This is a genomic window from Rhizobium sp. AQ_MP (assembly GCF_014237835.1).
Taxonomy (GTDB): domain Bacteria; phylum Pseudomonadota; class Alphaproteobacteria; order Rhizobiales; family Rhizobiaceae; genus Allorhizobium.
In genome coordinates, this window is record NZ_JACJVI010000001.1 from 435,123 (window position 1) to 453,992 (window position 18,870).

General features: G+C 59.5%; 17 protein-coding genes. 7 read left to right on the forward strand and 10 right to left on the reverse strand.

The genetic code is table 11. From position 1 onward, the window contains the following. Positions 1-20: 20 nt before the first annotated feature. From H6M51_RS02230 to H6M51_RS02245, 4 genes are all read right to left on the reverse strand, one after another. The gene (locus tag H6M51_RS02230; protein WP_185808243.1) at positions 21-974 is read right to left on the reverse strand and encodes an ABC transporter permease; all 954 of its coding nucleotides are present in this window, start codon (positions 972-974) and stop codon (positions 21-23) included. Then, positions 971-1,918 (reverse strand): ABC transporter permease, encoded by a 948-nt coding sequence (locus tag H6M51_RS02235; protein WP_185808244.1) that lies wholly within the window; start codon positions 1,916-1,918, stop codon positions 971-973. Before H6M51_RS02235 ends, H6M51_RS02230 begins: the two co-directional genes overlap by 4 nt. Then, positions 1,915-3,381 (reverse strand): sugar ABC transporter ATP-binding protein, encoded by a 1,467-nt coding sequence (locus H6M51_RS02240; protein ID WP_185808245.1) that lies wholly within the window; start codon positions 3,379-3,381, stop codon positions 1,915-1,917. The genes H6M51_RS02235 and H6M51_RS02240 overlap by 4 nt, the downstream gene beginning before the upstream one ends. A gap of 88 nt (positions 3,382-3,469) precedes the next feature. Beyond that, a complete protein-coding gene (locus H6M51_RS02245; RefSeq protein ID WP_185808246.1) occupies positions 3,470-4,486 on the reverse strand; it encodes an ABC transporter substrate-binding protein in 1,017 nt (338 codons plus the stop codon). Positions 4,487-4,747: 261 nt separating this feature from the next. On the opposite strand from H6M51_RS02245, the gene H6M51_RS02250 reads away from it, so the two are divergent. Continuing rightward, complete coding sequence (locus H6M51_RS02250) at positions 4,748-5,992, forward strand: GAF domain-containing sensor histidine kinase (protein WP_185808247.1); 1,245 nt, start codon at positions 4,748-4,750, stop codon at positions 5,990-5,992. After that, entirely contained in the window at positions 5,989-6,711 is a 723-nt protein-coding gene (locus H6M51_RS02255; RefSeq protein WP_185808248.1) for a response regulator transcription factor, read from the forward strand. The genes H6M51_RS02250 and H6M51_RS02255 overlap by 4 nt, the downstream gene beginning before the upstream one ends. 18 nt (positions 6,712-6,729) lie before the next feature. On the opposite strand, the gene sdhD is transcribed toward H6M51_RS02255, so the two are convergent. Then, a complete protein-coding gene (gene sdhD, locus H6M51_RS02260) occupies positions 6,730-7,113 on the reverse strand; it encodes a succinate dehydrogenase, hydrophobic membrane anchor protein (protein ID WP_185808249.1) in 384 nt (127 codons plus the stop codon). 140 nt (positions 7,114-7,253) lie between these two features. Between sdhD and H6M51_RS02265 the strand changes: the two genes are divergently transcribed. After that, positions 7,254-7,811, forward strand: coding sequence for a regulatory protein RecX (locus tag H6M51_RS02265; RefSeq protein ID WP_185808250.1), 558 nt, complete (start codon positions 7,254-7,256; stop codon positions 7,809-7,811). A 43-nt stretch (positions 7,812-7,854) separates the two neighbouring features. Here H6M51_RS02265 and H6M51_RS02270 read toward each other — a convergent pair whose 3' ends face one another. The 5 genes from H6M51_RS02270 to H6M51_RS02290 form a co-directional block, all read right to left on the reverse strand. Beyond that, positions 7,855-8,847: a sensor domain-containing diguanylate cyclase gene (locus H6M51_RS02270; RefSeq protein ID WP_185808251.1), complete on the reverse strand. Its 993-nt coding sequence runs from the start codon at positions 8,845-8,847 to the stop codon at positions 7,855-7,857. 83 nt (positions 8,848-8,930) lie between these two features. Continuing rightward, positions 8,931-9,983 carry an ornithine cyclodeaminase gene (locus H6M51_RS02275; protein ID WP_185808252.1) on the reverse strand — a complete coding sequence of 351 codons (1,053 nt, stop codon included), beginning with the start codon at positions 9,981-9,983 and terminating at the stop codon, positions 8,931-8,933. A 563-nt stretch (positions 9,984-10,546) separates the two neighbouring features. Beyond that, the gene (locus tag H6M51_RS02280) at positions 10,547-11,686 is read right to left on the reverse strand and encodes a mandelate racemase/muconate lactonizing enzyme family protein (RefSeq protein ID WP_185808253.1); all 1,140 of its coding nucleotides are present in this window, start codon (positions 11,684-11,686) and stop codon (positions 10,547-10,549) included. A 20-nt stretch (positions 11,687-11,706) separates the two neighbouring features. Then, the gene (gene kdgD, locus H6M51_RS02285) at positions 11,707-12,612 is read right to left on the reverse strand and encodes a 5-dehydro-4-deoxyglucarate dehydratase (RefSeq protein ID WP_185808254.1); all 906 of its coding nucleotides are present in this window, start codon (positions 12,610-12,612) and stop codon (positions 11,707-11,709) included. A gap of 68 nt (positions 12,613-12,680) precedes the next feature. Further along, a complete protein-coding gene (locus tag H6M51_RS02290; protein WP_185808255.1) occupies positions 12,681-13,424 on the reverse strand; it encodes a FadR/GntR family transcriptional regulator in 744 nt (247 codons plus the stop codon). A gap of 138 nt (positions 13,425-13,562) precedes the next feature. Between H6M51_RS02290 and H6M51_RS02295 the strand changes: the two genes are divergently transcribed. The 4 genes from H6M51_RS02295 to H6M51_RS02310 all read left to right on the forward strand — a co-directional run bounded on the left by H6M51_RS02295 (position 13,563) and on the right by H6M51_RS02310 (position 18,869). Beyond that, entirely contained in the window at positions 13,563-14,381 is an 819-nt protein-coding gene (locus H6M51_RS02295) for an NAD(P)-dependent oxidoreductase (RefSeq protein ID WP_185808256.1), read from the forward strand. Positions 14,382-14,754: 373 nt separating this feature from the next. Continuing rightward, entirely contained in the window at positions 14,755-14,994 is a 240-nt protein-coding gene (locus tag H6M51_RS02300) for a hypothetical protein (RefSeq protein WP_185808257.1), read from the forward strand. 347 nt (positions 14,995-15,341) lie between these two features. Continuing rightward, positions 15,342-16,694, forward strand: coding sequence for a TolC family outer membrane protein (locus tag H6M51_RS02305; protein WP_185808432.1), 1,353 nt, complete (start codon positions 15,342-15,344; stop codon positions 16,692-16,694). A gap of 21 nt (positions 16,695-16,715) precedes the next feature. Continuing rightward, on the forward strand, positions 16,716-18,869 hold the full coding sequence (locus H6M51_RS02310; protein WP_185808258.1) for a type I secretion system permease/ATPase: 2,154 nt from the start codon (positions 16,716-16,718) through the stop codon (positions 18,867-18,869). The last annotated feature ends 1 nt before the right edge of the window (position 18,870 follow it).

The following is an 18,870-nucleotide window of genomic DNA, read 5'->3' on the forward strand; positions in this document are numbered from 1 at the left end:
GGGACGATCCTGGCAGTGCTTCAGGTTTTGCCGGCGCTGCGCGTGGTCGGCAGCATGATGACGGCGATGATGATGAGACCGGTGAGAATGAGACGAATGCCTGCGCCAAAGCCGTAGGTGTTCAGCATCGAAACGACAAGGAACATGAAGAGCGAAGCGCCCCATATCCCCGGAACATTCGAGTTTCCGCCGGCAACCGCCGTGCCGCCGATGACGACGACGGCAATCGACATCAGGAGATATTCCGTGCCCATGTTGAGCGCCGCACCGCCGGAGAAGCTGGCGAGCAGATAGCCGCAGAGCGAGGCGAGCACGGCACAGAGCAGGTAGGTGACAAGCCGCGTGCCGTCGATCGGAATGCCGGCCATGCGGGCAGCCCGGATGCTCTGGCCGATCGCGGCAATCGAGCGCCCATAGACCGTGCGGTTGATCACGTACCAGACGATGACGGACAGCACCAAGGCGACAAGGGCGACATTCGGGATGCCTGCCGTCGTGGCGGTGGTGAAGTCGGCAAGCCAGCTCGGCGGCTTGATGCGCAGGCCCCGGTTCGTCCAGATGGCCGTCGACTGCACGATGAAGCTCATCGACAGCGTTGCTATGATCGGCGGAATGCGGAGCAGCTTGATGAGCGCGTAATTGCCAATGCCGATCGCAATCCCGATGCCGATGGCAACCAGCAGCCCCGTCAGGATCATGCTGTTTTCGACATTCATCACCTTCAGCGAAACAGTCGCCGCAAGTGTCATGTTGGCGGGCACCGAGAGGTCGATATTTCCGGGGCCAAGCGTGATCACCAGCATCTGCCCGAGACCGACCAACACGGAAAACGCCCCGAAGGTGAGAGCCGCCTGTGCAAGCCCGACGGTGCTCGCCCCGCCGGTGAAAACGATGGTGACGAGGAAGACGCTGGCTGTTGCGATGAACGACCAGATCCAGGTTCGTGAAAACAGCACGGAGAGGGTCTTGCTCATACCTTGCCCCTCCGGCCTTCTGCACGGTTGAGAACGAGGCGCAGCGTCAGCACTAGGATCAGGATCGCGCCCTGAGCGCCGATCTGCCAATCGGGCGATATCCTGAGGAAAGACAGGAAGGACCCCGCCAGCGTGAGGGTCAGCGCCCCGATCACGGCACCGATCGGCGAAACGCGACCGCCGACGAATTCCCCGCCGCCGAGAATGACCCCGGCGATGGAAAGCAGCGTGTAGCGCAGCGCGATATTGGCATCGGCCGAGGTGGTGAGCCCGACTAGCGCCATGCCCGCGAGCACGGCAAAGAACCCAGCGAGACCATAGACGGCCGCACGAGCGCCGATGATCGACCAGCCGGCGCGCGCGACAGAACGGCTGTTGCCGCCGACTCCACGCAAGACCACACCGAAGGAGGATCGCATGATCAGGTAATGACTGATGATCGCAATCAGGATGCTGGCAACGATCGCCATGGGAAGCAGCGGTGGTTTGACCGTCATGATCGAGCGGATCCAGCCGGGCGCCTCACCGCCCGGAGCAGGCAGGATTAGCACCGCAAGTCCGCCCCAGACGAAACTCATGCCGAGTGTGACGACGATGGAGGGCAGGTCGCGGAGGTGGATCATCACCCCGATCAGCGCATAGACACCGATCGCTGCGATCAGCATGAGGGCGCCCAGGAGCGGCGACGACTGGAGGAAGGTTGCCGTCACGCAGGCGACGAAGCTGACGAAGGTGCCCATCGACAGATCAAGGTCGTTGACCGTCATGATCAGCATCTGGGCGATCGTCGCGAGCGCGATTGGCACCGCAAGGTTGAACAGCAGGTTGAGCCCCGTATAGCTCATCGCCCGTGGCTGCAGGTAGAAGACTGCGGCAAGGAGCCCGACCAGCGAAAGGGCCGGGATCAGCAGGCGCAGACCGTCGGCGGAGAAGAACCTGGTCATGCGGCCTCCTGGAAGGAAGCGGCGAGGATATTTTCTTCCGTCACTGCGTCGCCTTTGAGTTCGGCAACGATGATGCCGTTGTTGAAGACGTAGACGCGGTCGCAGAGGCAGACCTCGTCCATCTCGGTCGAATACCAGACGAAGGTCCGTCCTTGATCGGCCTCCTGCCGCAGGATCGCATAGACCTCCTGCTTCGTGCCGAAGTCGACCCCGCGCATCGGGTCGTCCATCAGAACCACGGGCGCGCGGCTGGCCAGCGCCCGGGCGAAGAGAACCTTCTGCTGGTTTCCACCCGAGAGCGACAGGATCGGATTGTCCATATCGGGCGTGCGGATGCCGATCCGCTCCTTCCAGGTCTGGCCCAGCGTCTCCTCCCGTGCGAAATCGAGGCTCTGCAGCCGCGACAGATCCGGCAGGATGCCGATGCTGAGGTTTCGCAAGATGCTCCAGAGTGTGAAGGTCCCGTTCACTGCCCGGTCCCCGGCGACGAAGGCGACGTCGGGGCTGTCGGCGCGCAGCCAGTTGCCGGTCTTTGCCTCGAACAGGCCGACCAGCATGTCCGTCTGCCCGTGCCCGCCGAGCCCTGCAAAGCCGACGATTTCACCTTTCATCGCCTGGAAAGGCAGCCCACGTCCCCGTACCGGCGGAGCGGAGAGCACACTGGTCGCGGTCGCCATCTGCTGATGAACGCGGGCTTGCCGCGCCTTGACGACGCTGCCCATCGCTTCGATCAGACCGTGTTCGGAAAATTCTTCGGCCGGCCGCTGGCTCACCACCTTGCCGTCCTTCATCACGACGATGCGGTTGGCGACCGAGAGGATCTCGCCGAGGATATGCGAGATGAAAAGGATTGACCCGCCGCTGCGCACGAAACGCTCGACATAGGCGAGCAGCTGTTCGGCAAGCCTGGCGTCGAGCGACGACGTCGGCTCGTCCAGGATGACGAGGCGAACCGGACTACCGATCTCGCAGAAGGTGATTGCGATCTCGACCATCTGACGTTCGGCGATGGTGAGATTGCTGACGGCCTCGTGGCAGTCGATCGAATGGCCGGGAAAGATTTCCGCGAGTTTGCTCTCAATGAGGGTTGCACCCCGCTTGCGCCAGCCCCAGCCTTTCAGGCTTCGATGCATGACGCGTGTGTTTTCCACGATGGTCAGGTTCGGGCAGAGCGAGAGTTCCTGGAAGACGCAGCGGATACCCGCATCGCGCGCGCCATTGATGCTGTGGCCCCCGCTGCCGTAACCGTATCGGATGTTGCCCTCGTGCGGAGTGAGACCGCCGTTGATGACGTTGACGATGGTCGACTTGCCAGCACCGTTATGGCCGACCAGACCGACACATTCTCCCGCGCCGATTTCCAGTGTGACGCCATCGAGCGCCTTCACCGCGCCGAAACGAACTCTTGCATCGCTAACACTGACGACGGGCCGCCCACCGCCCGGATCGAGCATGGCATTCATACGGACTTACTCTTCACTTCCGAGCCAGATGATGTCCCCCTTACCGCCCGACCCGAAGGCCGGACGGTCCGGGGAGGTTTCCATTCGATCACTTGGCAGAAGCGATCACCTTCTGGGCGTCTTCAAGCGAATACTCGACATTGGCGACGCCACCGGCCTGCGTATTGGCCAGGTTGGCTTCGAGGTTGTCCTGGTCGATGCGCAGGAAGGGAACGACGAGGTCCTTCTTCACTTCCTTGCCGTCAAGGATCTGCTGCGCGACCCAGAAGGCAAGCGTGGATACGCCGGGCGCAATCGAGACGGACATGGTCTCGTAGCCATTGGCGTCCTTCTGCTCCTTCCACCACTTCAACTCGTCTTCGCGGTTGCCCATGACGATCACGGGCATCGGACGGTTGGCGGCCGCAATCGCCTGGGCGGCACCATAGCCGTCACCACCCTGGGTCACGACACCGACCAGTTCCGGCAGGCTCGGCAGGATGCCGGCCACGGCCTTCTGGGCCACGTCCTGCGCCCAGTCGCCATGCACGGAACCGACGATCTTGAACTGCGGGAACTGCTTCACGCCTTCATGAATGCCGGCCGAGATTTCGTCGTCAACGAAGACGCCGGCCAGGCCACGGATCTCGAGCAGGTTGCCGCCCTGCGGCAGCTTGCCGGAGAGATATTCGACCTGGCTGCGGCCCATTTCCTTGAAGTCGACGGCGATGCGCCAGGCGCAGGGTTCGGTGACGATACCATCAAACGAGACGACGGTGATGCCGGCATCGCAGGCTTCCTTGACGGCGCCGTTCAGTGCCGTCGGCGAGGCGGCGTTGATGACGATGGCGTCATAGCCCTGCAGGATCATGTTCTGGATCTGGGCTGCCTGTTCGGTCGCCTGGTTTTCGGCGGTGGTGAAGGCGTCGGCGGCTGCGACCTGTCCGGCCTTGACGGCCTCGCCGGTCACCTTTTCCCAGCTGGTCAGCATGGCCTGGCGCCAGGAATTGCCCGCATAGTTGTTCGAAAGGGCGATCTTCTTGCCCGAGGTGTCGGCCAGTGCGGGCATGGATGTGGCGAGAAGGCACAGTGCCGCGCTCGCCAGAAGGTATCTGCTGGTCTTCATGATCTCACTCCCTGTTGTCCGGCACTCCTGGCGCCGGTTTCCTCCAAACAGCCGGGCGTCTCCCGGTCTGAATTCCCCGCCGAGTTCCTCTTCTCGGCTTCATGAGGATGGATGGAATGAGACCCTCTGTCGAGGTCGCGCCCGGCAGCATGTTTGCGGGATCTACGCAAGATGATGCGGGATCTCGCAAGACGACGGCTGAGGCAGCATGTGTTATGAGAGGGAGTGCGGTCAGGGGAGTGGCCGCGCGGGAGGAAGACAATGCTCAAGATCGCGCCACCGGCTCTGCTCGATCATTATCTCGGCATATCCCGGCTTTTGGCCGGCCAGCTCGATTTCCGTTCGGCAATCAAGGCTGTCGGCGTCGAAGTATCGCATATCGTGCCGCATGACCACCTCGACGTGTGTATCATGATGGTCAACGGTCTTTATCACACGGCCTATGAAACCGGTCTCGACACATTCTGGGGCCAGACCGCGCCCGCGCCCGTCGCCAGCAGCCCGATCCGGACACTGCTCTGGGGCGAGATGGACTTTCTCCTGACCTCTGATGCCCAGCAGGAAACGCGCTACCACTGCGACACACCTTTCACCCGCCCGATCTTCGAGCACAATCTGCGCAGCCGTATTCACGTCCCTCTCAAGGTTGGCGGCGAGGTCATCGGGGCGCTGAGTTGCTCCTCGCATCAGGTTGATTTCTACTCGCCCCAGGATGTCGAAAACGCCCAGTCGATCGCTGACCTCCTGTCTCCGTATTTCTTCGCGCTACGCGCGGCTGAACAGGCCAAGCAGTCGGCCATCATCGAGGCTGAGGCGCGGGCGCGCGAGGAAGGCCTGCGGCTCGGTGCGCTGAACCTGACGGAAGCGCTTGAAAGCGAGCGCCAGCGCATCGGTATGGACCTGCACGATCAGACATTGGCCGATCTTACCCGGCTGTCGCGCCGGCTCGACCGCATGATGCAGGAGAAGGAACTGAGCGGTGAAATGCTGGAGCCGGTCGCCCGCAGCCTGCAGCAATGCATGCAGAACCTGCGCGAGATCATCGAGGAGGCAAAGCCTGCCGTTCTGCAGCTCTTCGGTTTTGCCCATGCCATCGAAAACCATCTCGACCGCGCCGTGCGCGACCAGGGAGCCGTGCTTTCCTGGCGCCTGATCGACGAGACCGAAGGGGCGATCGATCTCGTCGACCAGACCGTCCGCATCGCGCTGTTCCGGATCACGCAGGAGGCGATCAACAACGCCGTCCGGCATGCCCATGCCGCAAGCCTTGATGTGCGCCTGCGAGCCAGCGGCACGGCCGTGATCATCGAGGTCACCGACGACGGCCGCGGGCTTACGCGTGTAGCCAGAGGCGAGGGCGGCGGTATCGACAACATGATGACGCGGGCCCGGCTGATCTCGGCCAAATTCACGATCGGAGCCAATCGCGAGGGCGAGGGCACGACGGTGCGAGTTCAGCTGCCGCTGCCGGCACAAACGATGAAGAGCAGGGGAGACGAAGCATGAAGGTTCTGATCGTGGAGGATGATCCCCTGCATCGGTCCTATCTGCTGGAGGCTGTCTGTTCGGCGCTGCCGGAATGCCGGGACGTGCTGGAGGCAGAAAATGGGGCCGACGGTGAAAAGATGGCCCGCGAACACAAGTCTGCGCATATCGTCATGGACCTCCAGATGAACGCCAGAAACGGCATCGAGGCGGCGCGGACCATCTGGAAGGAACGGCCCGACACCCGCATTCTCTTCTGGTCGAACTACTCCGATGAGGCCTATGTGCGCGGCGTTTCCCGCATCGTGCCGGATGGGGCCGCCTATGGCTATGTCCTGAAATCGGCCTCCGATGAGCGGCTGAAGCTCGCTCTCAGGAGCATCTTCGTCGAGGCGCAATGTGTCATCGACCGCGAAGTGCGGGGCATGCAGCAGAAAAGCCTCGGACAGGTGAAGGGCTTCAGCGACAGCGAATACGAGATCCTCGTCGACATCGCGCTCGGCCTGACCGACCGCACGATCGCCCGCCGCCGTGGCCTCTCGTTGCGCAGCGTCCAGAACCGGCTGCAGCAGCTCTACGAAAAACTTGGGGTGTACCAGATGTCCACCGACGAGCCGGACGAGGGTCGCTTCAACCTTCGTGCCCGAGCCGTCACGGTGGCATTGCTTCGCAAGCTCCTGAACTACAGCGCTCTGGAGCGTGCTGAAGCCGAACTGAATGATTGGCTGCGCTCTCATTGAGAGCCCGGCCACCGGGCACTACGTCTGCACGGCAACGAACATGATCCGGATCACGGCGATGATCGCGAGAAGACAGCAGCCCCAGCTGAAGGCCCAGTTCAGGAAGAGCAGCGTGTATTTCAAGATGGTGGTGTGAACGTAGTCTTCGATGATGACCCGCATGCCAAGCGCCATATGGGTGGCGTTGATCAGCAGGAAGGCAACGAGTGCGGGCCCGATCCACAGCGATCCAACAGCCTGCAGGACAACCGGGTAAGGTTGCCCGAACACCGGCATCATGACGACCAGCAGATAGGGCGTGAGAAAAAAAAGCGCGAGGCCACTGAGCCGCTCTTTCACGAAGGTGGCAGTGCCGGATTTCGCGCTCCCGAGCCCGCGAACGAGACCAAGTGGTGTAGGCATATCCATTGTCCCCTGCCGGGCACTGAGCGGAACAAATCGCCAGTGCCATTGCACGCTCGAACTATGTGTCTGCGGGACGGTTCCCGCCGAGACATAAAAATCGCGTTGACGTTGGCCCGCGAACTTGGGACATCCACCATATGGACGATCCCTCTGATCCTCATGGGACACAACCGACGCCCCGGATGCTGGCCTGGGCAAAGAACTCGGCCGCCTACAGGCTCGCCCGGCGGATGATGACGGAGCGTGAGCTTGCCGACGCGATCAAGCGCAAGGCTCGCGACAAGTTCGAAGACATCAGCCATGAGCAGGTGAATGCCCTTGCCGAAGCAGCACTCGCTTTCGGTCGCAGCATGCAAGCGCTGGATGACCAGAGCTACGCGGAGATCAAGGCCAGTTCTGCCGCCCGAAACGGCCGATCCAAGCGCTCGATTGCCCGCAAGCTTGCCGAGAAAGGTGTTGATCGGGAAATCGTGACGACGGTCTTGCAGGATGCAGATGACCTTCGCTCGGCCGTGGTCTATGCGCGAAAAAAGGCCTATGGGCCGTTCCGCCGACCGGATGTCGAGATCGACGAAGCGCGATGGAGCAAGGAGATTTCGTCCTTCGCGCGCCAAGGCTTTGGCTTCGATCTGGCGAAGCGCGTGCTCGACATGGAGCGCGAAGAAGCCGAAGATGTGCTGATGCAGCAGGTGTGAGTTTGAAGCGCGTCGGCGCTACGCCCGTCATCAGGGCCAGAACTCATGTGCCGGTGATCTTGCTGCCAGTGAGCTTCGTGACAGGCGGTGCCCACGAACAGCTGATCCGGTTTCGACCGGAGGCCTTTGACTGATAAAGGGCCTCGTCGGCGCGGCGCAATGCATCGCTGAGACCCTGCTCATTGCCCTGCAGCATGGTGACGCCGAAACTCGCCGTCACGGGCCCCTCGATATCAGGGTGGCGTGACGCTTCGATGGCCAATCGAAGGCGCTCGGCAATGGCGAGTGTGCTATCTGCCGTCGCGCCGGGCAGCACCACCGCGAATTCTTCGCCGCCGAGACGGGAGATGACATCGCCATCCCTGAGCACAGTCCGGCAAACATCCACCACGCCAATCAACACCCGGTCGCCGGCGAGATGACCGAAGCGATCATTGATCCGTTTGAAGTGATCGATGTCGAAGCTGATCAGTCCGATTGATGGTGGCTGCTTGTGTCCGATGAGCCGGGCAAAGTTGGCCTGGAATGCGGATCGAGAAGCGGCGCCGGTCAGCCAGTCTTGGTCCGTCTGGCGCCGCAGTTCCATTTCCTTCATCACAAGGCTGGCGAGCGACTGCAGGATTGCCTTCTGACGGTCGTCGAACGGGCGCGGTTCTCTATCGATGACGCAAAACGATCCCAGCCGCGCCTTCTCCGGGGTGACAAGAGGCGCACCCGCGTAAAATCGAATATGCGGCGTGCCCGTCACCAGAGGATTGCGAGCCGTTCGGATGTCATGCACGGCGTCCTGAATGACGAGGACGTCATCGCTGCGGATCGTTTCGTTGCAAAAGGCCTGCTCGCGCGGGGTTTCACGCACATCAAGGCCGATATTCGTCTTGAACCACTGTCGCCGGTCGTCCAGAAGCGAGATCAGCACGATCGGCGTGTCGAAAATCAAGCGAGCCAGCGCTGCGATCCGCTCGAACGGTTCCTCATGCGGGGTGTCGAGAATGCCGTATTGCTCAAGGACACTTAGTCGTTCGGCTTCATCCATTGGGCGCACTCCTAGATCAGGAGGAGATTTTAGAACCCAAATATTTCCGTCCGCTTAAACGCGCCCGCACTCCGGTAGCACACTCAGTTCTTTGCCCGTTGAAGCATGCCGAAAAGGTCACGCGGATCATCTGGGTCAGCGATCAGATCAACGGACTGATAGAACGCCGTGCCGAGAACGCGATCGCGCACATAGCGAAGAGCCGAGAAGTCCTCGATCGCGAATCCGACGCTGTCGAAGAGGGTGATCTGCTTGTCGCTCCGGCGTCCCTCGACCTGACCCGTCACGACTTGCCAGAGTTCGGTCACGGGATAGTCGGGTTCCATCTGCTGGATTTCGCCTTCAATGCGTGTCTGAGGCGGATACTCCACGAACGTATCAGCGCGCAAAAGGATGTCGCGATGCAGTTCGGTCTTGCCGGGGCAGTCGCCGCCGATCGCGTTGATGTGCACGCCGGCGCCGACCATGTTGTCGGTGAGGATTGTCGCAAATTGCTTGTCCGCCGTGCAGGTCGTTATGATCTGAGCGCCTTCGATCGCGGACTGCGAGGTTTCGCAGGCCGTCACATGCAGACCGGAGCCTTCGAGGTTACGCCGTGCCTTTTCGGTCGCCTTGGGGTCGATGTCGAAAAGTCTGACATGCGAAATGCCGAGCACGGCCTTCATGGCAAGCGCCTGGAATTCCGCCTGGGCGCCGTTGCCAATCATCGCCATCGTCGTGGCACCCTTCGGAGCGAGGTGACGGGCCGCCATGGCGGAAGTCGCAGCTGTCCGCAGCGCCGTCAGCAATGTCATCTCGGTCAAAAGCACGGGATAGCCAGTGGAGACATCGGCGAGCAGGCCGAAGGCCGTGACTGTCTGCAGACCCTCCGCCATGTTCTTTGGATGGCCGTTGACGTACTTGAACGAGTAGATTTCGCCGTCCGACGTCGGCATCAGTTCGATGACACCTTCGCGGGAGTGGGATGCAACGCGGGGCGTTTTGTCGAAGAGCTCCCAGCGCTTGAAATCAGCCTCTATGACATCGGTCAGTTCTGTGAGCACCTGCTCGATGCCGATGTGATGCACGAGCCTCATCATGTTTTCGACGCTAACGAAGGGGACGAGGGCTTTTTCCGAAGGGGCTGGCGCTGTCATGATCCACCGGTTGAAGACAAACTTTGGCAAAGTCTATCGAGCGTGCAGCTTTGCCGAAACGGCGATAATCTGTCATTTTGCGCGATCAGAACCGCAAAGTGACAAGAATGATTGAGCAGATTGCTCATTCCTGATAACGGAACCGGCTTCGAAAACCCGCTGCTGGAAGGCCCCCCGACAGGCATGGATGATCACTTGAACTGCGGGTGACCACAGCGAAAGCTCAGAATGAAGGTGTCTATCAAAGGCGCCGTCACCCAAGCTGCGAGAAGCGGCCAGATGATCTCTATTGCTTCTCGGTTCGGGATTTTGCGCGGCGCAGCCGACGAAGAGAACGGCCTAGCCAGGCGGTGTAATCAGTCCCACATCGGCATTCGGAATCATGATCAGAGCTGAATGACCGGGTTGATCCCGCAGGCCATGCCCATGTTGGGCAGCACCAAGAAGATGATCTTCACCGCACCTGGGATAGCCTCAATGAAACTATGCCAGTTGGGTTGGTATCCTGCCGCCTTTGGAACGGAGATTGAGTGCTTGCGGTCGGAGAGGGGGGCGGATCAGGCTCATGCCTCGTCCCTCATCTTGAAGTCCCTCAGAGCATCCCGATTGATCTCGATCCCGAGACCGGGGGCGTTTGGGATATGCACGATACCGTCCAAATGGTCGATTGGTGTCTGGACAACCGCTTGGCGGAATGGATTGTCGGTTCTGTCGAACTCGAGGATGGGCTCGATCGGATTGACCCGTAGCGGATCCGGCACCATCGCGGCGATAAACTGGAGGGCTGCCGCAATATGGACGGCAGTGCCCCAGACATGGGGCACGACCCGGACGCCATGGATGGCCGCGAGATCCGCAACGCGTCTGGCTTCCGTGAAGCCGCCGACGCCGGCAAGGTCCGGTTGCACGATGTCGATCGCACGGGTTTCGATCGGTTCCTTCATGCCCCAGCGACTGTGCCAGGTTTCGCCCCCGGCAACTGGGATCGGCTGTCTGGCCCGCACTTCGCGATAAGCCGCGAGTTGCTCGGGCACAACCGGCTCCTCGAACCAGTCAAGGCCGTAGTCCGCTGCCTTTCGTCCGAACTCCAACGCCTCCAGCACCCCATAGCCGTGGTTGGCGTCCGCCATCAGGCGCATGTCAGGTCCCGCCGCCTCTCGCGCGGCGCGAACGACGCGCAGGTCTTCCTCAATGCCAAACCCGACCTTGATCTTGGATGCGTGGAAACCCTGCGCACGGTAGAGCGCGATATCCGTCGCATTGTCCTCGACACGGTCCACGCCATCGCGCTTGAAGCTGCCTGTGGCATAGGCCCGCACACTCTCCCTGAAACGTCCGCCGAGCAGTGTCGATATGGGCACACCAAAATGCTTGCCTTTGATGTCCCAGAGCGCGATGTCGATCCCTGAAAGCGCAGTCAGGGCTAATCCCCGCTGGCCCTGGTCCCGCAGCGCATTGTAGAGCACGGCCCAGATTCTCTCGGTTTCCAGCGGGTTCATGCCGATAATCCAGTTGCGATAGGCCGCGACGACGGTCGCGTTCGGGCGGGCGGGTCCGAGGCATTCGCCCCAGCCGGTAAGCCCGTTGTCGCAGATGATCTCGACCAGCACATGCGCGCGCCGGTCGAAGCGCATCGACGCGCTCTGGAACGGCACGGCGAGCCTGTGCTCAAGAAGATGAGTGCGAACCTCTGCGATCCTCATGGCCCCACGCCTTCCTTTGCTCAACGCTTCCAGGGCGCGATCAGCTTCGCCATCATTTCCTCTTCCTCGACGGTCAGGTCATCGAGTGGAGGTCTGACCTTGCCGGCGGCAAATCCTTGCAGCCGGACGCCCGCCTTGACCGCAGAAACGGCATAGCCCTTGCGCCGGCTGCGGATTGCCATGAACGGATAGAAGAAGTCCTTGAGGATCGCCTCGCAGCGTTCCCGCTCGCCTGCGCGCAATGCCCTGTAGAATTCGACCGCGAGGCTGGGCACGAAGTTGAAGACGGCGGACGAGTAAGTCGTGAAACCAGCGCCGAGATAGGCTTCCGCGAAGAGTTCCGCCGTCGGCATGCCGCCGAGATAGGTGAGCCGATCCCCGATTGTAGCGGTGATCTGGCGCACCAGACCGATATCGCCGGTGCCGTCCTTGAAGCCGATCAGGTTCGGGCATTCGTCGCAAAGTCGCTGCAGGACCTCGACACCGAGCACCGAATTGTCCCGGTTGTAGACCATCACGCCGATCCCGACGGATTGGCATATGCGCTTCACATGCCGGTACATCCCCTCCTGGGGTGCATCGATAAGATAATGAGGAAGAAGCAGGATGCCATCCGCACCGACCTTCTCCACCGACCGCGCCATCTCGATCGCAACTTCCGTGCCATAGCCGCAGCCGGAGACGATCGCGGTCGTTCCGGCGGCCTCCTTGGCCGCGGCGACCACCCGCGGAACTTCGGATGGCGTCAGCGAAAAGAACTCTCCTGTGCCGCCAGCGGCAAACAGGACAGGCGCAGCGAAACTCGACAGCCATTCGACATGTTTTGCGTAGCTGTCGGAATTGAAGCTCCCTGCTTCATCGAAATGCGTGACCGGGAAGGAGAGCAGACCGGCGCCGAGCGCGGCCTTCAGGTCTTGCGGCGTCATGGTCGAGTGTCCTCCCTTGGCCTGCTTTGGCCAAGTTGTCATACGTATTTATGAGGTATAGGTCAACGTTATCGTACAGGACGGCGTTGCTCGCGCAAAAGTGCCCTGTAGCGGGCCTGGCTGCCACGCAAGTGTCGGCGCATCGCGTCACGAGCCGCCGCCTCATTGCCTGAGGAAATTGCCTCGACGATGTCGGCATGTTCCGTGTCTATCATGCGTAGATAGGCGGGCTGATCCTCCTCGCTGTCCTCGTCACGCAGGGCGGCCCGCGGAATGACATTTTTGCCAATCAGGGCCAAAAACTCGCGGAAACGCGGATTGTTCGTGGCCTCGGCGATGGCAAGGTGGAGGGCAAAATCCGCAGCTGTCGTTGATTGTCCCGCCTCGAGGCAAGCACGGATGGCGGAATGCCGCTCCAGGATAACCTCTTCTTGCGCAGGCGAGCGCCGCAGGGCGGCAAGTCCTGCTGCTTCTACCTCGACTGCTGTGCGAAGCTCGAGCAGCTCGATCATCGAGGAAACCCGCGCGGGATCGATGTTGCCCACGATAAGCGGGGCGGGGGCAGGTTCGGATGGGGCAAGAACGAAGACGCCAGCACCCTGGCGCGCTTCCACGAGTCTGTCTGCCCTCAGCGAGGCGATCGCCTCTCGAACCACGGTGCGCGAGACTCCATGGGCCTCGGAAAGCTGGGCTTCGCTGGGGAGCTTGCTTCCAGGCGGAAACTGCCCGGCGACGATCGATTTCCTCAGGGTGTCTCCGAGCTTTTGTACCAGCGTGCCCGCGCCTGCTTCCTTTCTCGCCTGCAATGCCATCCGGTTTGCTGTCCCCTGCTGTTCGGACCCGCGCATGAAGCTCGGTCGTCCGAGGTTTGCCCCCCCATGTGTACGATATTGACCGACTGGGGGCAACCTGTATGATGACTTGGCAAATCCGACAGGGAGGGTGATGACGTGAAGAGGCTTTTGCTGACGGGAGCTGCCGGTGGTTTGGGCAGTGCAATGCGCGGGCGCCTGAAAGGGCTCGCGGATCTCGTCAGGGTCTCGGATATCCTTGATCTGGGACCGGTGGCTGCACATGAGGAGGCAATCGCCTGTGATTTGGCCGATCGTGCGGCTGTCGACAGGCTGGTCGCAGGATGCGACGCCATCATTCATCTCGGCGGCATCTCCGTCGAGGACAAGTTCTCCAGGATCATGAATGCCAATCTGCTGGGCCTCTACAATCTCTACGAAGCCTCACGCGCCAACGGCATGCCGCGTATTCTTTTCGCCAGTTCGAACCATGCGATCGGCTTCTATCGTCAGGACGAGTTCCTTGACCATGGGGCGCCCCTTCGACCCGACGGCCTCTACGGTGTCTCCAAATGCTTCGGCGAGGCCTTGGCTCGCATGTATTTCGAAAAATTCGGCCAGGAAACGGCATTGGTGCGCATTGGCAGTTGCACGGAGAAGCCAAGGAACCATCGCATGCTCTCTACCTGGATGAGCTACGACGATTTTCTGTCGATGATCGAGTGCATCTTCCGCGTCCCGCGCCTTGGTTGCCCCGTGATCTGGGGGTGTTCCAACAATGACACCCGCTGGTGGGACAATTCGCATGTCTCCTATCTCGGGTGGCAGCCGAAGGACAACGCTGAGCGCTTTCGCGCCGAAATAAACGCGACCATGCCGACGCCGAAGCCTGATGAGGCAATTGCAATCTATCAGGGCGGTCGTTTCGTTGAGGATCCGATCTTAGCAGACGACTCATCGCCCGAATCTATGGGCTAATGGTGACGGTCAAGCTCCGAGGCGTTGCTTGGCGTTTCAGGTAATGATGTGTCCGCTTGAGCTTGATCTCGTCAGAGTTGCGGCCTTGTCTGCGATTTTATCATCTAAGTTGAACGCGTCTGTTTTTCACGGCTTGATAGCTCGGCCTTCAAATCAAAGCATAACCCATTATGCATTTTGAGTATAATATGTTATGCCAAAGCGCTTCAATTGATTTTAGATATCTCTCAAATTAAGAAAAAGCGAATTATTTTGATCGAAGAAAACGATGTTCTAAATCACATGAAGAGATATGAAGCTTGAATTTGAATTTATACTTTGTTTTTGAAATTATGTTGTTGAGGACTCATCAAAAGCATTATTGATATAACAGATGCTGGCGGCGCTTACTGATTTCCGCCGGGCTGAAATTGCTAATCGTCGTCTCCGCAGGGCAAAAAAACCCCAAAAAAACACGGGCTGGGAACTGATGTGCTCAACTCAAACGTCTAGAGCGGAAGCCAACCTCCAAAGTAAAAATTTAAACAAATCTCAAAAATATAAATATTTATATGGAGCAAAATTCAAAAAATCAACTTTATTACAATTTGCTTCGAAGAAAATATTTTTATAAATGTAGTAACGCAACGATAATGTGAAAAACTAATCATAAATAAAATAAAGTTGGAATTTGTAGGAATATAAATAACTAAAGAGATATTTGAAATTTATTAAAAAAAGATTTTACACTATCAAATTTATTGCAATCAAAGCCAATTTAAGGCGTTTCTTAATAGTTCAAAATTGGGTGAACATTTTTGACGCCGAGAATAGACTTCCCAGAAGTGACATCGACGGTGTATAAGTTCGGCCATGGAAGATTTGGGCAGGGGCACACCGTTGTTTACCAAAAAGACATTATTTATGACCATGTACACCTCGGCAGCCTTCGCTGTGGCCGCGGTGTCTCCGGTGAGCGCAATGTCGTTGCAGGAAGCCATTCAGAAGGCACTGACGACGAACCCGCAAATTTCGCAGGCGGTTGAAAATCGTGAGGCGGTGGAGTTCGAGCTGCGCCAGGCGCGGGGACTTTACCTGCCCTCTATCGATCTCGAGGCAAGTGTGGGAAAGCGCCGGCTGTCCAACGCGAGCACGGGAACGCTGACGCGCGACTACGAAAATTTTAACTCTTCCGAGGTCGGTCTCACTGTGACGCAGCGTCTGCTGGACGGCGGCGGTCGCCGGGCTCAGGTGGATCAGCAGGCCTCGCGCGTGGATGGTGCATCCTTCCGCGTTCTCGAGCGTTCGGAGACAATCGCTCTTCAGGTCGTCCAGGATTACCTCGAGTATATCCTGCAGACCAAGATCGTTGGTGTTGCTCAGCAGAATGTTTCCTTCCACAACGGGATCCTTGCTGACATCAACCAGGGCATTTCTGGCGGTGCGTTGACCGAGGTTGACGCAGTGCAGGGGCGTGAGCGGCTTGCTGCTGCCCAGGCCCGTCTGCGCGAAGCTAAAGAAGAGCTCGAGCTCACGAAGATCCGCTTTTTGAAAACGGTCGGTGAGCCGATTGCCAATGCAAAGGTCCCGGGCTCGGTCGCCAAGTCGCTGCCGCGCACCCTGCAGGATGCCATTGCAGCGGCGAAGGCGAACAATCCGCGTATCTACTCGGCTCGTGCTGATATCGATGCCGCGGATGCTGCCGTGCGTGCTGCCCGCTCGAATTATGCGCCGACCCTTGATCTCGAAGGTCGTGCACTTGTCGGAAATGACGTCGGCTCAAGTCAGGGCAACACCAACGACGTTCAGGTGCGCCTGGTCGCCCGATGGAACCTTTATCGTGGCGGTATCGATCAGGCCCGGGAGCAAGAGCGTATCCGTCGCGCCAGCGAGCAGCGTTTTGCCTCGGATCAGGTCCATCGCGAGATCGAAGAGTCCGTACGGTCCGCTTGGAACGAACGTAGCAGCCGTGGCGAACTCTCCCAGATCCTGAATTCGCAGTCGTCGCAGAATGCGCAGCTGGTATCGTCCTATAGCGAGCAGTTCAAGATCGGCCAGCGGTCGTTGCTCGACGTTCTCGATGCGCAAAACACCCGTTTTAACACAAGCATAGTTGCCGAAACGGCTCGCGTAGCCGCCCTTTTCGCCGAGTACAAGATTCTGGCGGCGTCGGGCTCGCTGCTGAAAACGATGAACGTCAAGGCGGTCAACCAGACTGACGCTTATGCGCGCAATGAATTCACCGTGAAGACAACCCAGAATGGGGCTTATGTCGAGCGGGATTCGCGGCAAAAGGCGGGGATTCCGATGGACCTCCTGGCGCCGCTCCAATAAACGCCCATCCAATAGGATGACATGTTAAATTCCTGGACTGAAACGGCGGGCACTCGTGCCCGCTTGAGCTTTCGTGCGTCCTTCAAGGCTGTGGCGACCTACTACGGTCGTCCCAGTTCAGACACCGTTTTGTTTTCGGGGCTGCCGGACGAAATCGTTGAATCCCTTGAACTCGACGACGTGGAGCATGTCGCGGAGCGCATCGGTCTTCAGGTCATGCGGATCGGCGAGAGGGCGATTCGCGAGAACGACTTCGACTGTCCCGCAATCGTAGTCCTGAAGGATGGCGGCACGCTCCCGCTTCTTGAGGTCAGCGACGACGGCATATACACGCTTGACGTCCGTGATGCGACGACTGCGGCCCGCCTGACGCATCAGGAGCTTCTGGCTCTTGCACCAGACTTCGCGTTCGGCTTCACGCTCTATTATCGTAACGACAGCGAAGAGGCTTTGGTCGGCACCGCCGATGAAATCGAGCAGCGGCATTGGCTGGTCCGGGCTCTGATGCCCTACTGGCGCACCTATATGCGCGTCATCGTGGCTGCGCTGTTCATCAATGTGATTGCACTGGCCTCGCCGCTCTTCACGATGAACGTCTATGACCGGGTTCTGCCAAACAAGGCAATCCCGACGCTTTGGGTACTCGCCGTCGGCATCTTGCTGGCCTATCTCTTCGACTATCTCCTGAAAGAAGCGAGAGCGGCTCTCATAGACCATGCCGGACGAAATGCCGATCTGCGACTATCGCAGATGATCTTCGACAAGGTCTTGAACACCACGCTGGCTTCCCGCCCGATGTCCACGGGGGAGTATGCGAACCGCGTCATGCAATACGAGTTCGTGCGTGAGTTCTTTACCTCCAACACCATCGGTCTGATGATCGATACAGCCTTTGTCTTTATTTTCCTGATTGTCATCTATCTGATATCAGGCTGGCTGGCGATTATTCCAGCCGTCGCATTGATCCTGTCTGTCGCCATCGGATTGCGCGCTCAGGCTCAGATCGGTCATCGTATGGCGGCGGCCGCCAACGAGGCGTCGAAGCGTCAATCGCTTCTGGTCGAGACAATCTCGACTATTGAAACGCTGAAAAGCCTGCGCGCGGAAGCCACCATGCTGCGCCGCTGGCAGGAACTGATGAAGCATTCGAGCCGGACCAGTGAAGAGATCAAACACATCTCGACCAATGCGATCAATCTCACGACTTTGATCCAGCAGATCGTCGGCGTATTGATCGTCATTGCCGGCACCTACGAGTTTTCCGAAGGGCGTCTCGCAATGGGGGCAATCGTCGCGACCGTGATGCTGGCAAGCCGCGCCGGCGCACCGCTCGGTCAGATCGCCATGACGCTTGCCCGCTTCCGTCAGGCTACACTGTCCCTCCGCATCCTCGATCAGGTCATGGAGCAACCGGATGATCGGCCTGCGACCGTTGGCTTCGTCAATCGCGAGATCCAGCAAGGTGGCTTCAGCTTCCAAGACGTCAGTTTCCAGTATCCCGGTTCCGACCACCCGGTGATCAACAAGCTGTCGCTGACGGTAGCCCCTGGAGAGCGAGTCGGAATCATCGGACGCATCGGGTCGGGCAAGACAACCCTGGGGCGTCTTCTGGATGGCCTTTTTGTCCCGACCGAAGGGCGCGTGCTGATCGATGGCGTGGATATTCGCCAATATCACATGTCTGAAGTCCGTTCCGCTGTTGCGGTTGCAGGCCAGTCATCGGATCTGTTTTCCGGAACCGTCAAGGAAAACCTCCTGATCGGCCGAGCAGACGCGACCGACGAGGAACTGCTCGAGGTGGCGCGGATGACCGGCGTGGAGGAATTTGTCTCGCGCCATCCCCGCGGTTTCGATATGCCGGTCGGGGAGCGCGGGTCCAACCTGTCGAGTGGCCAGAAGCAGGCCATGACGATCGCGCGACTGCTCCTGACGAAGCCGAAGATCGTCTTTCTTGACGAACCGTCGGGCGCGATGGATCTGGCAAGCGAGCGCCATCTGATCAATCGCCTCTCCACTGCCTTCGACAGGAACACGACACTGTTGATCGCGACCCACCGCTTCACCATGCTGGACCTCGTGGATCGCCTGATCGTTCTCGACAAGGGACGTGTTGTGGCGGATGGACCGAAGAAGCAAGTTATCGACGCCATGCAGAAAAAGGGGGTGAAGCCGTGAG

What these genes read in the sequence shown, in the direction of transcription:
- H6M51_RS02230 (WP_185808243.1), bottom strand. Translation starts at nt 974, where the DNA reads ATGAGCAAGACCCTCTCCGTGCTGTTTTCACGAACCTGGATCTGGTCG.
- H6M51_RS02235 (WP_185808244.1), bottom strand. Translation starts at nt 1,918, where the DNA reads ATGACCAGGTTCTTCTCCGCCGACGGTCTGCGCCTGCTGATCCCGGCC.
- H6M51_RS02240 (WP_185808245.1), bottom strand. Translation starts at nt 3,381, where the DNA reads ATGAATGCCATGCTCGATCCGGGCGGTGGGCGGCCCGTCGTCAGTGTT.
- H6M51_RS02245 (WP_185808246.1), bottom strand. Translation starts at nt 4,486, where the DNA reads ATGAAGACCAGCAGATACCTTCTGGCGAGCGCGGCACTGTGCCTTCTC.
- H6M51_RS02250 (WP_185808247.1), top strand. Translation starts at nt 4,748, where the DNA reads ATGCTCAAGATCGCGCCACCGGCTCTGCTCGATCATTATCTCGGCATA.
- H6M51_RS02255 (WP_185808248.1), top strand. Translation starts at nt 5,989, where the DNA reads ATGAAGGTTCTGATCGTGGAGGATGATCCCCTGCATCGGTCCTATCTG.
- sdhD (WP_185808249.1), bottom strand. Translation starts at nt 7,113, where the DNA reads ATGCCTACACCACTTGGTCTCGTTCGCGGGCTCGGGAGCGCGAAATCC.
- H6M51_RS02265 (WP_185808250.1), top strand. Translation starts at nt 7,254, where the DNA reads ATGGACGATCCCTCTGATCCTCATGGGACACAACCGACGCCCCGGATG.
- H6M51_RS02270 (WP_185808251.1), bottom strand. Translation starts at nt 8,847, where the DNA reads ATGGATGAAGCCGAACGACTAAGTGTCCTTGAGCAATACGGCATTCTC.
- H6M51_RS02275 (WP_185808252.1), bottom strand. Translation starts at nt 9,983, where the DNA reads ATGACAGCGCCAGCCCCTTCGGAAAAAGCCCTCGTCCCCTTCGTTAGC.
- H6M51_RS02280 (WP_185808253.1), bottom strand. Translation starts at nt 11,686, where the DNA reads ATGAGGATCGCAGAGGTTCGCACTCATCTTCTTGAGCACAGGCTCGCC.
- kdgD (WP_185808254.1), bottom strand. Translation starts at nt 12,612, where the DNA reads ATGACGCCGCAAGACCTGAAGGCCGCGCTCGGCGCCGGTCTGCTCTCC.
- H6M51_RS02290 (WP_185808255.1), bottom strand. Translation starts at nt 13,424, where the DNA reads ATGGCATTGCAGGCGAGAAAGGAAGCAGGCGCGGGCACGCTGGTACAA.
- H6M51_RS02300 (WP_185808257.1), top strand. Translation starts at nt 14,755, where the DNA reads ATGCTGGCGGCGCTTACTGATTTCCGCCGGGCTGAAATTGCTAATCGT.
- H6M51_RS02305 (WP_185808432.1), top strand. Translation starts at nt 15,342, where the DNA reads ATGTCGTTGCAGGAAGCCATTCAGAAGGCACTGACGACGAACCCGCAA.
- H6M51_RS02310 (WP_185808258.1), top strand. Translation starts at nt 16,716, where the DNA reads ATGTTAAATTCCTGGACTGAAACGGCGGGCACTCGTGCCCGCTTGAGC.